Here is a 13,838-nt window from a genome sequence, read left to right as displayed (position 1 = left end):
CGGTGCCGCCCGCAGTTCTGTACTGAGGAGCTCAGGCCGTGTCGGCCAGGGTGCCCAGGTACAGCTGAATCACCTTGGGGTCCTTCATCAGCTCGCGGCCGGTGCCGGTGTAGGCGTCCTTGCCCTGGTCGAGCACGTAGGCTCGGTCGCAGATCTGCAGGCACCGCCGCGCGTTCTGCTCGACCATGATCACGGAGACGCCGGCCCGGTTGATCTCGTGGACGCGCAGGAACGTCTCGTCCTGCTTGACGGGGGACAGGCCTGCTGACGGCTCATCGAGCAGCAGCACCGCCGGTTCCATCATCAGCGCCCGGCCCATGGCCACCATCTGGCGCTCGCCGCCGGAGAGGGAGCCGGCCCGCTGGGCGCGCCGCTTGCCCAGTTCCGGGAACAGGCCGGTGACGAAGTCGAACCGCTTCTTGAAGTCCTTGGGCCGCTGGTACATGCCCATCTGCAGGTTTTCCTCGATGGTCAGCGTCGAGAAGACGTTATTGTTCTGGGGCACGAAGCCCACGCCCTGGCTGACCAGGCGGTTCGCCTTGAGGCCGGTGAGGTCCTTGCCACGGACCATCACCTGCCCGGAGTGGATTTTCACCAGACCGAACATCGCCTTGAGCAGGGTCGATTTGCCGGCACCGTTGGGCCCGATGATGCCGATCAGTTCGCCCCTGCGGGCCTCGATGCTGCACCCGTTGAGGATGTTGACCCCTGGCAGGTAGCCGGCCACCAGGTCGGTCACCTTCACCACGGAATCGCCGTCGTATTCGCTCATCGCTTTGTCTCCTCAGTGCCTGTCGATCCGGTGCGGGTGGATCCGGGTTCGCTGACCTCGGTGATTGAGTGGCCGAGGATTCCCTCGTCCTCGGTTCCGACGACCGACTCGGAGTCATGGGCGAGCTCCTCCTCGAGGCGCTCGACGCCGGTCGAGTCGCCAAGGTCGACGTCGTGGTGGGCGCCCAGGTACGCGTCGATGACGGCCTGGTCCTTCATCACGATGTCCGGCGGGCCCTCGGCGACAACCTTCCCCTCGGCCATCACCACCACCCAGTCGGCGATGTGGCGGACCATGTGCATGTCGTGCTCGACGAACAGCACCGTCATGCCTTCGGCCTTGAGGTTCTTGATGTGGTCGAGCAGTGACTGGGTCAGGGCCGGGTTCACGCCGGCCATAGGCTCATCGAGCATCACCAGGCGCGGCTTGACCATGAGGGCCCGTGCCATCTCCAGGAGTTTGCGCTGCCCGCCCGAGAGGGAGGCGGCGTAGTCGTCCCGCTTGGTGTCGAGTTTGAACTTCGCGAGCAGCACCTCGGCCTGGGCGGTGATCTCCTTTTCGCGGGCACCCCACAGGTTCTTGAACAGCGCCTTGGCCAGGCTCTCGCCGGGCTGCTTGGTGGCACCGAGCCGCATGTTCTCGATGACCGTGAGCTTGCCCATCACCTTGGTGAGCTGGAAGGTGCGCACCATGCCCATCCGGGCCACCTTGTACGGCGGGACCTTCGCGAGCGGCTTGCCGTCGAACTCCCAGTCCCCGCTGTTCGGGGTGTCGAACCCGGTCAGCAGGTTGAACAGGGTCGTCTTTCCGGCGCCGTTGGGGCCGATCAGGGCCGTGATCTTGTTGCGCGGAATCTCGAGGTACTCGACGTCGACGGCGTTGATGCCGCCGAAGCTGCGGGTGACGTTCTTCGCGACGACAATGGGGTCCCGCTTGCGGCAGCCCGGCCCGGCCTCGCCGGTGGCGATGGGCCGGGAGTCGTTCATGTAGTCCTCGCCCGCGGGGGCCTCGGCGACGGCGGACCCGGCCGCCTGCTCCGACGGCGTGGCACGGTGTGCGCCGCCGCCGGACGGAACGTGGTTGGTGGAATTTTCGCTCATGCGAATGCCAGCTCCTTCTTATTGCCCAGCACGCCCTGCGGTCTAAAGACCATCAGCAGCATCAGGGCGATACCGACGAGGATGTAGCGCAGCTGCCCGGCCTGGACGTTGGTGAGGAAGGTGATGGCACCCGACTCGATCGCACCGTACAGGAGGCCCTGGGTCAGCGACAGGACCACCCAGAACATCATGGCCCCGATCACCGGCCCGAGCACCGTGGCCATGCCTCCGAGCAGCAGGCAGGTGTACAGGAAGAAGGTCAGTTCCGTGGCGTAGTTGGCTGGTTGGACCGCGCCGCGGGGGAGGGTGAACACCATCCCCGCGAGCGAGCCGAGGATGCCTCCGATCACCAGCGCCTGCATCTTGTAGGCGTACACGTTCTTGCCGAGGGCGCGGACGGCGTTCTCGTCCTCCCGGATGCCCTTGAGTACGCGCCCCCAGGGGCTGCGCATGAGCAGCCACACGGTGAGGCACGCGAGGATGACAACCGACCAGCCCACGACGCGGATCCAGAAGTTGCGTTCGTTCATCGCCAGGGGGCCGATGTTGTAGGTGCCCGCCGGGAAGGGGTTGAGCGCGTAGAACCCGCCCTCGAAGGCAGCCAGTCCGTTGGCCGAGCCGGTGACCTCCGTGAGGTCGTTGGTGGTCACCACGTACCGGACGATCTCCGCGGCGGCGATCGTGACGATCGCCAGGTAGTCGGTGCGCAGGCGCAGTGTGGGGATGCCCAGCACGATGGCGAACACCACCGACGCGAGCATGGCCACGAGCACCGCAACCGGCAGGGGGGCGTTGAAGGTCAGCGTGGAGATGGCGAAGCCGTAGGCTCCGACGGCCATGAAGCCCGCCTGGCCGAAGTTCAGCAGACCCGAGTAGCCGAAGTGGACGGCGAGGCCGAGGGCGGCCAGCGCGTAGGCCGCCGTCGTCGGGCTGATGAGTTCGCCGAAGGCGTTGACAAGGATATTTCCGAAATCCATTGGAACCCCTAACCTATGCGCTCGCGGCGGCCGAGGATACCCTGCGGCCGGAAGAGGAGCACGAGAATCATGATGAGCAGAGCGCCGACGTACTTCAGGTCGGCTTCAAGCCAGAGCGTTGAGATTTCGACGAACAGCCCCACGATGATCGACCCGATGAGCGCCCCGAAGACCGTGCCGAGGCCGCCGAGCACGACGCCGGCGAAGATCAGCAGCAGGATCTGCTGGCCCATGTTGTAGGAGACCCCTGGGCGGTAGTAGGCCCACAGGATGCCGCCGAGCGCGGCGAGCATTCCGCCGATCACCCAGACGATCCGGATCACCCGGTCGACGTCGATGCCCGACGCCGCCGCCAGCGCGGGATTGTCGGCCACCGCGCGGGTGCCCTTGCCGATGCGGGTTTTCAGCAGCAGGAACGCCACCAGCAGGATGACGACCAGGCTCACGATGAGCGAGTTCAGGTTGTTCCGCGAGATGGAGACCGCACCGAGGTTGATGATCTCGCCCTGGGAACCGGGAAGCTGGGTGGTTGCCCCGCCGAAGTTGAACTGGATGATGTAGCGCAGAGCCAGCGCCAGGCCGATGCTGACGATCATCATGGGCACGAGCCCGGTGCCGCGGTTCCGCAGCGGCTTCCACAGCCCGGCGTCCTGCACATAGCCGAGCACTCCGCCGCCGATCACCGCGAGGACGATGGCGACCGGCGCGGGGAGGCCGAGCGCGGCGAAGCCGAAGGTCAGGACGGCCCCGAGGGTCACCATCTCGCCGTGGGCGAAGTTGGTCAGGCCCGTGGTGCCGAAGATCAGCGAGAGTCCGACGGCGCTCAGCGCGAGGAGCAGCCCGAAGCTGAAGCCCGCGAGGGCACGTTCGGCGAGGGTGTCCCAGAAGGTTCCGCCCTGGGCGACGATTCCCTCACCGAACAGGAAGAGGGTTGTGGCGTTGGAGGTTCCGGCGAAGGTGACCGTACGCGGGTTTTCCTGGCCCTCGGCGAGGGTGATTCCCTCGGGCAGGGTGTCTTCGTCGACCTCGACCTCATAGGAGCCCTGTTCCGGCACTCCGATGGACCAGAAGCCGTTCTCGCCGGAGGTGGTCTCGCCTTCGAAGCCGTTGCCCGTGGCCGTGATGGTGACGTCGGCGATGGGGCCGTCGACGCCTCGAAGGACGCCGCTGATGCGGTCCTGGAACTCTTCCGCCTGGACAGTTGCAGGTACTGCTGCAGAATTCATCGCCCTTCCGGGCGGCTGGTTGGACGCCTGCGCTGACGGTGCGCTGAGGAGCACGGCGAGAAGGACGCTGAAAAGGGCAGCGAACATCCTCCCGAGCCGAGCAGGCGTCGGTTGGGTTATCAAGATAGGAACCTCCACGGTGGGGGCCGCCTGCCGGACGGGCAGGAGATCATGCGTGTGACTGCTGTCACTCAATGTGGAGCTTATGTTACTCGGGCGCTGTTTCCGTTCCGCACCAATCGGCCCCGGACAGGTAGCGATTGGATAACAACTGCGCGCAACGGAGCGGGGCACGCGGCCCGGGACGGGAACAAAAGCCCACTTATAGCGTTGATATGGGTAGGGTTGGAACACTTACAGCCCCCAATTGGAGGACTACACAAAATGGCAATCGGCGGAAATCCGGTTTTCAACGGAAAGACCTTCCGTTCTGCCGCCCGCGGCACCAGCCCGGCGGCCTACGGCACTACGACCTTCGCGGGTCAGTCGGCTCTGAACCAGCAGCAGCTGGAGCACATGTACAACCGCCCTGCGGCGGGACCGGCCGAGACCGGCCGGATGACCTACGACGACGTCATCGTCAAGACGATCCTCTCGATCGCAGTCGTTCTTGTGGGCGCGGCCATCCCGGTGTTCCTCGTACCGGGGCTCGCACCGGTCCTGATGATCGTCGGCCTGATCGGCGGACTCGTCCTGGGTCTGGTCAACTCCTTCAAGCGCGAACCCGTTCCCGGGCTGATCCTCGCCTACTCGGCGCTCCAGGGCCTGTTCCTCGGCGGGATCACCATGTTCCTCGAGGCGTCCTTCCCCGGCATCGCGTTCCAGGCCCTCCTCGGCACCCTGACGGTGTTCGGTGTGACCCTGGCGCTGTTCAAGAGCGGCAAGGTGCGTGCGACGCCCAAGGCGATGAAGTTCTTTATGATCGCCATGCTGAGCTACCTGGCGTTCTCGCTGATCAACCTGGGCCTCATGGTCTTCGGCCTCAATGACGACCCGTGGGGCCTGCGCAGCGCCGACTTCCTGGGCACCGGCATTCCGTTCGGCGTCATCATCGGTATCTTCGCCATCGGCCTCGCCGCGTTCTCGCTGATCATCGACTTCACCCAGATCGAGGAGGCGGTCCGGAACGGCGCCCCGCAGCGCTACTCCTGGACGGCCGCATTCGGGCTGACGGTCACGCTGATCTGGCTCTACATTGAGTTTCTGCGCCTGATCGCGATCCTGCGCGGCGACGAGTAACACGGCCGCAGCACCGCTCGCCAACTAAAGAACAAAAAAGGAAGGGCCCGCAGCTGGTGCTGCGGGCCCTTCCTTTCGTTTCCGGCCCTGCAGTCCGGTGCGCGTCCGGGCCCGGGCTCAGGCCACCCGGCGGGCCCCGGCGTCGGGCATAACGCCGAAGATCACCGGCTCCTTGAACCCGGCGTCGGCGAAGGCGGCGGTGACCGCCTCGGAGACGGCCCCGGCGTCCTCGGTGTGCACAAGGGCGATCGCAGCGCCGCCGAAGCCGCCGCCGGTCATGCGCGCACCCACCGCGCCGGCCGAGACCGCGGTGTCGACGGCGAGGTCGAGTTCGGGGGAACTGATCTCAAAGTCATCGCGCATCGAAGCGTGGCTCTGGTTCAGCAGCGGCCCCAGGGCGCCCGGGCCCTTGGTGGTCAGCATGGCCACGGCGTCCTCCACCCGGGCGTTTTCGGTCACCACGTGGCGCACCCGCCGGAAAGTTTCCTCGTCGAGGATCCCCGCAGCGTTGCCCAGGTCGGCCACCGAGAGATCGCGCAGGGCGGGCACACCCATCTGCCGGGCGCCCTCCTCGCAGGATGCGCGGCGGGAGGCATAGCCGCCGGTCGAGTGGGAGTGGCTCACCCGGGTGTCCATCACCAGCAGGGTCAGCCCCGCGCCGTTGAGGTCGAGCGGCACAAGCATGGTCTCGAGGCTGCGGCAGTCGAGGAAGACGGCGTGGCCAACCTCGCCCAGCAGCGAGGCCGTCTGGTCCATGATGCCGGTGGGCGCCCCGACCATCTCGTTCTCGGCCAGCCGCCCGATCGAGGCCAGTTGGGAGCGCGAGAGCCCCGCCGAGGCCAGATCATTGGCCGCCGCGGCGACGGCACACTCGAGCGCGGCCGAGGAGGAGAGCCCGGCACCGACGGGCACCGAGGAGTCGACGAGCAGGTCCATGCCGGGGACCGCGTGGCCCGACCGGCCGAGCGCCCAGAGCACGCCCACGGGGTAGGCCGCCCAGCCTTCGACGTCGCCCGCGGCCAGCCCGCTCAGGTCGGCGGTGACGACGTCGCCCTCGCTGAAGGTGGAGGCGACGCGGACGGTGCTGTCGGTGCGGGGCCGGGCGGCGACCATGGTCGAGCGGTCGATGGCGAAGGGAAGAACGAAGCCGTCGTTGTAGTCGGTGTGCTCACCGATCAGGTTCACCCGGCCCGGAGCGGACCAGACGCCGGCTGGCTCGGTGCCGAAGCGGGCGGTGAACGCCGCGGCGAGTTCTGCTGCGGAGAGAGTCATGAGGTTGCCTTTCCTGGGGTTCCCGGCACGGCGTTGCGCAGTCGGTCGGCAACCTGCTCGGGGGTGGTGTCGTTGATGAACGCTCCCATTGCGGCTTCGGAGCCGGCGAGGAACTTCAGCTTGTCCTCCGCACGGCGCGGCGAGGTCAGCTGCAGGTGGAGGTAGCTGGCGGGGCGGATGCGCGCATCCAGTGGCGCCTGCTGCCAGGCGGCGATGTACGGGGTGGGGGTCGAGTAGAGGGCGTCCACCTTGCCGAGCAGGTTCAGGTAGACCTCGGTGAGGTCATCGCGCTCTGCCTGGTTCAGCGCCGCGAGGTCGGGGACCTGGCGGTGCGGCACGAGGTGCACCTCGAGCGGCCAGCGCGCGGCGAACGGGACGAAGGCGCTGAAGTGCTTGCCCTCGAGGATCATCCGCTCCCCGGAGTCCCGCTCCTTCTTCAGGGCGGCACCCATCAGCGTCTCGCGTCCGCCGGAGGCCTCGTAGAAGGCGGTTGCCTGCGCGCCGAGCTGTGCCGCCCGCGGCGGGATGAAGGGGTAGGCGTAGATCTGCCCGTGCGGGTGGAGCAGGGTGACGCCGATTTCGGCGCCGCGGTTCTCGAAGGGGAAGACCTGACGGATGCCTTCCATCGCCGAGAGGGCCTCGGTGCGCTGGGCCCACGCGTCAATGACGGTGCGGGCACGCTCGTGGGAAAGGGAGGCGAAGGAGCCGTCGTGTGCCGGGTCGAAGGCGATGACCTCGCAGCGGCCGAAGGCCGTCGTCGTCGTGCCCCACCCCGGGGTATCCGGCAGCGAGCCGAGCTGCGGGCCGAAGGAGGCGAACCGGTTCTCGAACACCACCACCTCGTAGTCCGGGGCCGGGATCTCCGAGGCGTAGCGCTCGTTCGAGGCGCACAGCGGGCACTGATCGGCCGGGGGGAGGTGCGTGCGGGTCTGGCGGTGCGCGGCCACGGCGACCCACTCGCCGCTGAGCGCATCGTAGCGGGCATCGCCGGTGGCGGTGCCGCGGGGGTCGAGGCCGCGGCGGTCGGCGGTCGCGGCGGGGTCGGCGTGCAGCCGGGCCGAATCCTCCGAGGCGTCGAAGTAGATGAGCTCGCGGCCGTCCGAGAGCGTGGTGGGGGTGATATGCGTCATGTGAGGGCTTTCCTTGCGTCCTTGATGGTCTCGGGGGTGGTGACGAGGGTGTGCCGTGCGAAGCCGGGCTCCGCAGGGAGGGTCTCGGTGATCAGGCATGAGGTTTCCTCGAGGCCCGCGATGCGGGCCAGACTCACGACGCCGAACTTGGTCGAGTCGGCAAGCACCACGAGGTGCCCGCAGCCGTCGGCGAAGGCCCGGTTCGTTTCGGCCTCGGCGAGGTTTGGGGTGGTGATGCCGGCGTCAACGTCGACGCCGTGGACGCCCATGAAGCACAGGTCGACGTTGAGGGTGCGGATGGAGGCCGTGGCCAGCGGGCCCACGAGGGCCTCGGAGGGCGAACGTTCCCCGCCGGTGAGCAGCACGGAAGGCCCGCGGCCGCCGGCGGTGAGCCGGTGGAGCCGGTCGGCGGCAGGCAGGGAGTTGGTGACGACGGTGAGCCCCTCGATCTGCGCCAGGTGGTCGACGAGCTGGACGGTCGTGGTCCCGCCGGTCACCGAGATGGTCATGCCCGGGAGCACCAGCTGGGCCGCCGCCCGGGCGATCGCCCGTTTCTGGGCCGCCTGGCGGCGCGCATTGGCGGGAAAGCCCGGCTCGGCCGCCGCCAGCACTCCGGCCCGCGCCGCGCCGCCGTGGATGCGGTGGACCGAGCCGGCAGCCTGGAGGGCGTCGATATCGCGCCGCACGGTCATCTCGGAGACCCCGAGTTTGCCGGCGAGTTCGGTGACGCGCACCACCGGGCGCCCGTCGAGGGCGGCAAGGATGGCGGCGTGCCGTTCGGCAGCGAGCATCGCACCTCCCGGGCAGCGGTGGGGGAAAACAGGTGCCGGAACCGCTCCGGCTCCGGATCGAGAGCACGTGTAACAAAATCGAACAGAATCAAACATATCCGAAAGCGGCTGCCGGGGAAAGCGCACCCTCCGGCGCGGCTGTTCGGCCGGGCGCGCTTACCCCGGCGGCGGTAGCATCGGAGCATGGATACTCCGCGGCCGGCCTCCGGCACGAACTACCTCCTGACCTCTGGCAGCTCCACGGCGGTGATCGCATCCCTCGCGGCGGCCCTCCGCTCGTACACCGTGGACGGGGTGCAGCTGACCGAGACCTGGGGCGATAACTCAATTCCCGCGGGCGGCGCGGGGATCCTCCTCGCGCCCTGGGCCAACCGTGTCGACCGCGGCGTGTGGGAGCTCGACGGCGCCGAGCAGCGCCTCGACATCACCGAGCCGTCCAAGGGCAATGCCAGCCACGGACTGCTGCGCAACACCGGCTACTACGCCCAGTCGGTGGCCGAGGACGCCGTCGTCCTGGCCGCCGAGATCTTCCCCCAGCACGGCTACCCGTTCCACCTGACGCACACCGCGTCCTACGAGCTCAACGGCGGGGGCCTGCAGGTCACCCAATCGCTGACCAACCACTCCGACGCCCGGGCACCATTCGGCCTCGGCGCCCACCCCTACCTCAAGATCTCCGGGGTGCCCACCGAGGACCTGACGCTCACAGTGAACGCCGACACCGTGTTCGACACCGACGAACGCTCCATTCCGGTGGCCCGCGTGTCGGTCTCCGGCGACCGGGACCTGCGCGGCGGGAAGCGGGTCGGTGACATCGAGTTCGATTCGGCCTTCACCGGGCTCACCACCGTCGACGGACGCTTCGAGCACACCCTCACCGCGCCGGACGGCCGGTCGGTGACCCTCTGGGCCGACCCGGAGTTCGAGTTCGTGCACGTGTTCATCAGCAGGACCTACCCTGGCGTTGACCGCGCGGTCGCCGTCGAACCGATGACGGCACCGGCCAACGCCTTCAACTCGGGCCACGGCCTGAGGTGGCTCGAGCCCGGGGCCACCTTCGCCGCCCAGTGGGGAATCCGCCCGCGTCTCGGATAACTCCCGGCGCAGGCTTGTGTGGAAAGATTGGCTTATGCAGCGACTCTCCGGAGGTTTCCCCAAGCGGGCCCCCCAGCGCGCCGTTCCCGCCGCCGCCACCCCGGGCGCCGCTGACGGCGCGGCTGCATCACCCACCACCGCCCCCAACGGGGCGGGCGACCCCGCCGGAAGGTCCTCCCGCGCACCCAGCGGAACTGACGGCGGAGCTCCTGCATGGCGCGGACGCACCTCGCCCCAGGACGATGTTCCCTACGCCCTGAGGGTCGGCGCCGCCTGGTCCTGGCGCGTTGGCATTGTCCTGGTCGTCTCCGGCGTCCTGATCTGGCTGCTCAGCCACATCTCGCTGATCGTCATTCCGCTGATGATTGCGGGCCTGCTCGCCTCGCTGCTGCTGCCGCTCACCACCTTCCTGATTCGCCACAAGGTGCCCACCGGGCTGGCGGTCACCCTGACGGTCCTCGGGCTGGTCGTCCTCGTCGTCGGAGCACTCTCACTCGTCGGCCGGCAGCTGGCGCTGGGGTTCTCCAGCCTGTGGGGGGAGACCCGTGCGGGCATCGAGCAGATCCTCGCCGGACTGTCCGACGGGCCGCTGAACATCACCACGGATCAGGTGGTCGGTTTCCTGCAGGAGGCAGGGGACGCCATCCAGAACAATGGTGGAACCATCGTCAGCGGGGCGCTGTCCTTCGGGTCGAGCGCCGGGCACTTCGCTGCGGGTTCGCTGCTGACCCTGTTCGCCCTGTTTTTCTTCCTGCTCGACGGTGGACGGATCTGGCGCTTCATCGTCGGTCTGGCGCCGCTGCGCGCGCGGGCGGCGATTGACGGCGCGGGCCGGCGGGGCTGGACCTCGATGGGCAGCTACGTCCGGGTCCAGCTACTCGTGGCCTTCGTTGACGCAGCCTGTATCGGTGCCGGTGCGGCCATCATCAACGTACCGCTGGCCCTCCCGCTGGCGGTGCTGGTGTTCATCGGCTCCTTCATTCCCATCGTCGGAGCCCTCGCCACCGGTATCGTCGCCGTGCTGCTGGCCCTGGTGGCCAACGGCTGGGTCAACGCCCTGATCATGCTCGCGATCGTGCTCATCGTCCAGCAGCTCGAGGGAAACTTCCTGCAGCCGATGATCATGGGCCCGGCGGTCGCCCTGCACCCCCTCGCGGTGGTGCTCGCGGTGACCGGCGGGACCCTTGTCGCGGGAATTCCGGGCGCCCTGTTCTCCGTGCCGCTGCTCGCCGTGCTGAACACCTCCGTGAAATACATTGCGCGGCGGGCCTGGGAGACCGACCCTGCCCTGCGCGGGCCGCACCCGGCCCCGGAGCCGCTGCCGCTTCCCGAATCCCGAAAAGGAATACCCCTGTGACAGAGCAGACCGCCCTCGGCGCCGCGTCCACCCACACCCTCGAAGAAATGTCCCGGCTTCCGGTCACCCTCGGGGACATCGAGGCCGCCCAGGAGCTGCTGGCCGGCGTCATTGCGCGGACCCCCATCGAGGAGTCCCGGGCGCTGGGCCGGCTCATCGGTGCCAACGTCTGGCTCAAGTGCGAAAACCTCCAGCGGGCCGGCTCCTTCAAGGTGCGCGGGGCCTACACCCGGATGGCCAAGCTCACCCCGGCCGAACGGGCCCGCGGCGTGGTTGCGGCCTCCGCCGGCAACCACGCCCAGGGCGTGGCCGTGGCGGCCAGCCGGCTGGGCATTCAGGCCCGGATCTTCATGCCGCTGGGCGTGGCGCTGCCCAAGCTCGCCGCCACCCGCGGACACGGCGCGGAGGTGGTCCTCCACGGACACAACGTGGACGAGGCCCTCACCGAAGCCAAGCGCTACGCCGACGAGACCGGCGCGGTCTTCGTCCACCCCTTCGACAATGTCGACGTCGTCGCCGGGCAGGGCACGATCGGCCTTGAAATCCTCGAGCAGTGCCCCCAGGTCGACACCATCCTGATGGGCGTCGGCGGCGGGGGGCTCCTGGCCGGGGTCGCGGTGGCGGTCAAGGCCCGGGCGCGCGAACTCGGCCGGAACATCCGCATCATCGGCGTGCAGGCCGAAAACGCCGCAGCCTACCCGCCTTCGCTCGCCGCCGACGCGCTGGTGCCCTTGACGAAGGTCTCGACCATCGCCGACGGCATCGCCGTGGGCAGGCCGGGGCAGCTGCCGTTCTCCATCATCCGCGAACTCGTCGACGACGTCGTCACCGTCAGCGAGGACTCCCTCGCGCGGGCCCTGATCTTTTTGCTCGAACGCACCAAGATGGTGGTCGAACCGGCCGGCGCCGTCGGGGTCGCCGCACTGCTCGACGGCAAGCTCACGGAGAACGGCGCCCTGCCGGGCAACACCGCCGTCGTGCTCTCCGGGGGCAACATCGACCCCATGCTCATGCTCAAGGTGATCCAGCGCGGCCTCGCCGCCGCCGGCCGCTACCTGGTGGTCCGCATGCTGCTCGATGACCGGCCCGGCTCGCTGGCGACCATCTCGCGGATCATCGCCGAATCCGATGCGAACGTCACCGGCGTCGACCACACCCGGGTGGGCGGCTCGATCAGCATGGGCGACGTCGCCATCACCATCAATATGGAGACCAAGGGCGATGAGCACTGTGAACAGGTCCTGAGCAACCTGCGGGCCGAAGGTTTCCAGCCCGTCGTCATCCAGGGCTGAGATGCTGGCCCGGCGCGCGAAGCTCGGTCTCACCACCGTCCTGGCCTTTGCCGCGGTGCTGTGGGCGCTGTACCTCATCGACACGTTCTCCGGGCGGGGGCTGACCTCGGTCCTCGCCATTGAACCGCGCCGGGTCCGCGGGCTCGATGGAATCCTGTTCGCGCCGCTGCTCCACGGCGGCGTCGGGCACCTGCTGAGCAACACGCTGCCGCTGGTGGTGCTCGGGTTCCTCGCGTTCCTTGAGGGGATCCGGCGGTTCGCCGTGGCCCTGGGTACGAGCTGGCTGGCCAGCGGGCTCGGCGTCTGGCTCACCGGCGGTGGGCTGACCATCGGCGCCTCGGGGGTGGTGTTCGGTCTGTTCACCTACCTTGTGGCCCGCGGCTTCTACAACCGGAACTGGAGGCAGATCCTCCTGGCGGTGCTGCTGTTCCTGATGTACGGGTCGATCCTGTGGGGGGTCCTGCCGGTGGTCGGCTCAAACGTGTCCTGGCAGGCGCACCTGTTCGGTGCCCTCGGCGGGATCCTCGCGGCGTTCCTGCTGCGGAAGCGGCCCGTCCCTCCCGGAGCGGGCCGCATCCTGCTTCGGTGAATCGGTGCCGGCCTGAGGGTCGGCTCAGCCCGCGTAGGGCTTGGCGGAGAGAATCTCCACCGTGATGTTCCGGCCGTTCGGGGCGGTGTAGGAGACGGAGTCGCCGGCCTTCTTGCCCTGGATGGCTGCGCCCAGGGGTGAGCGCTCGCTGTAGACGTCGATGTCGGTGTCGCCGGCGACCTCACGGCTGCCCAGCAGGAAGGACTCGACGTCGCCGGCGATCTTCGCCTCGACCATCATGCCCGGCTCGACAACACCATCGTCTGCTGGTGCCTGGCCGACCTGGGCATTCTCGAGAAGCTGGGTGAGCTGGCGGATGCGCGCCTCGGCCTTGCCCTGCTCCTCCTTGGCGGCGTGGTAGCCGCCGTTCTCCTTGAGGTCGCCCTCGGAGCGGGCCTGTTCAATTCGTGCAACGATCTCTGTACGCCCGGGCCCGGAGAGGTGTTCCAGTTCGGCCTTGAGGCGCGTGTAGGACTCCTGCGTGAGCCAGGCAACGGGTGCGCTGTTAGTGGACACGGGGCATCTCCTTAGGTACGTCCGGACCCGCGGATGCGGGCCGGCTCTTGATGTTCTGCCGCGGGCCGGCACCGAAAGGCCGACCACAAGCAAGAACCCCGCCGTCTGGGTGACCGCGGGGGTCTCCGTCGGGGCGGGGTGGGTATGTGTCCAGTCTAGTCAGCACTCGCAGATAACCCAAGTAAAAACCCAGCGTCCTTCTTTTAGCAGCAGCCCTTGCGCTGCTGCGGCATCTTTCGGGAGCGGTTTCCCCGTCGAATGTGCGGCTCACCACGCTCCGGGACCGGCAAAGGGTGGTGATCTGCGGTTTCGGTGGGGGTCCTCCCGGCGAGTGCGCAGCTGACCAAGCTCTGGGGGCGGCTGTCTCAGGTTGTTAGCGCAACACCGGTGATCAGTTCGTTGAGTTTGTCATAGGGTTTGCGCCAGTGGAGGGTTTGTCGGGGGCGGATGTTGAGTAGCGTTTGGACGTCGGCGAGTTCAGC

Annotated in this window: 13 protein-coding genes; 5 read left to right on the top strand and 8 right to left on the bottom strand. The window is 68.2% G+C overall.

The genetic code is table 11. The annotated features are described in order from the left end of the window. Window positions 1-31: 31 nt before the first annotated feature. From GVV86_RS09495 to GVV86_RS09480, 4 genes are all read right to left on the bottom strand, one after another. Window positions 32-772: an ABC transporter ATP-binding protein gene (locus GVV86_RS09495; RefSeq protein WP_159615641.1), complete on the bottom strand. Its 741-nt coding sequence runs from the start codon at window positions 770-772 to the stop codon at window positions 32-34. Then, on the bottom strand, window positions 769-1,758 hold the full coding sequence (locus GVV86_RS09490; RefSeq protein ID WP_159802748.1) for an ABC transporter ATP-binding protein: 990 nt from the start codon (window positions 1,756-1,758) through the stop codon (window positions 769-771). Before GVV86_RS09490 ends, GVV86_RS09495 begins: the two co-directional genes overlap by 4 nt. A 110-nt stretch (window positions 1,759-1,868) precedes the next feature. Continuing rightward, entirely contained in the window at window positions 1,869-2,849 is a 981-nt protein-coding gene (locus GVV86_RS09485; RefSeq protein WP_159615643.1) for a branched-chain amino acid ABC transporter permease, read from the bottom strand. Between the two features lie 8 nt (window positions 2,850-2,857). Further along, window positions 2,858-4,162, bottom strand: a complete 1,305-nt coding sequence (locus GVV86_RS09480) for a branched-chain amino acid ABC transporter permease (protein ID WP_159615645.1) — start codon at window positions 4,160-4,162, stop codon at window positions 2,858-2,860. Between the two features lie 297 nt (window positions 4,163-4,459). Here GVV86_RS09480 and GVV86_RS09475 point away from each other — a divergent pair, with 297 nt between their 5' ends. Next, window positions 4,460-5,314 (top strand): Bax inhibitor-1/YccA family protein, encoded by an 855-nt coding sequence (locus tag GVV86_RS09475; RefSeq protein WP_159802646.1) that lies wholly within the window; start codon window positions 4,460-4,462, stop codon window positions 5,312-5,314. Between the two features lie 117 nt (window positions 5,315-5,431). On the opposite strand, the gene galK is transcribed toward GVV86_RS09475, so the two are convergent. The 3 genes from galK to GVV86_RS09460 are packed head-to-tail and all read right to left on the bottom strand — an operon-like array spanning window position 5,432 to window position 8,507. Continuing rightward, a complete protein-coding gene (gene galK, locus GVV86_RS09470; protein WP_159802645.1) occupies window positions 5,432-6,586 on the bottom strand; it encodes a galactokinase in 1,155 nt (384 codons plus the stop codon). Beyond that, window positions 6,583-7,716, bottom strand: coding sequence for a galactose-1-phosphate uridylyltransferase (gene galT / locus GVV86_RS09465; protein WP_159802644.1), 1,134 nt, complete (start codon window positions 7,714-7,716; stop codon window positions 6,583-6,585). Before galT ends, galK begins: the two co-directional genes overlap by 4 nt. Next, a complete protein-coding gene (locus tag GVV86_RS09460) occupies window positions 7,713-8,507 on the bottom strand; it encodes a DeoR/GlpR family DNA-binding transcription regulator (protein WP_159615653.1) in 795 nt (264 codons plus the stop codon). Before GVV86_RS09460 ends, galT begins: the two co-directional genes overlap by 4 nt. A gap of 183 nt (window positions 8,508-8,690) precedes the next feature. Between GVV86_RS09460 and GVV86_RS09455 the strand changes: the two genes are divergently transcribed. The 4 genes from GVV86_RS09455 to GVV86_RS09440 are packed head-to-tail and all read left to right on the top strand — an operon-like array spanning window position 8,691 to window position 12,840. Beyond that, complete coding sequence (locus GVV86_RS09455) at window positions 8,691-9,602, top strand: aldose 1-epimerase family protein (protein ID WP_159802643.1); 912 nt, start codon at window positions 8,691-8,693, stop codon at window positions 9,600-9,602. Window positions 9,603-9,636: 34 nt separating this feature from the next. Continuing rightward, the gene (locus GVV86_RS09450) at window positions 9,637-10,959 is read left to right on the top strand and encodes an AI-2E family transporter (RefSeq protein ID WP_201291417.1); all 1,323 of its coding nucleotides are present in this window, start codon (window positions 9,637-9,639) and stop codon (window positions 10,957-10,959) included. A 47-nt stretch (window positions 10,960-11,006) separates the two neighbouring features. Then, the gene (ilvA, locus tag GVV86_RS09445) at window positions 11,007-12,251 is read left to right on the top strand and encodes a threonine ammonia-lyase (protein WP_159616141.1); all 1,245 of its coding nucleotides are present in this window, start codon (window positions 11,007-11,009) and stop codon (window positions 12,249-12,251) included. A 1-nt stretch (window position 12,252) separates the two neighbouring features. Further along, on the top strand, window positions 12,253-12,840 hold the full coding sequence (locus GVV86_RS09440) for a rhomboid family intramembrane serine protease (RefSeq protein WP_159802642.1): 588 nt from the start codon (window positions 12,253-12,255) through the stop codon (window positions 12,838-12,840). A gap of 24 nt (window positions 12,841-12,864) precedes the next feature. Here the strand turns inward: GVV86_RS09440 and greA are convergent, their stop codons facing one another. Further along, the gene (gene greA, locus GVV86_RS09435; protein ID WP_159615659.1) at window positions 12,865-13,356 is read right to left on the bottom strand and encodes a transcription elongation factor GreA; all 492 of its coding nucleotides are present in this window, start codon (window positions 13,354-13,356) and stop codon (window positions 12,865-12,867) included. Window positions 13,357-13,838: the final 482 nt, after the last annotated feature.

This window comes from Arthrobacter zhaoguopingii (assembly GCF_009828595.1).
Taxonomy (GTDB): domain Bacteria; phylum Actinomycetota; class Actinomycetes; order Actinomycetales; family Micrococcaceae; genus Arthrobacter_D; species Arthrobacter_D zhaoguopingii.
This window is presented reverse-complemented; position numbering and strand designations above follow the sequence as displayed.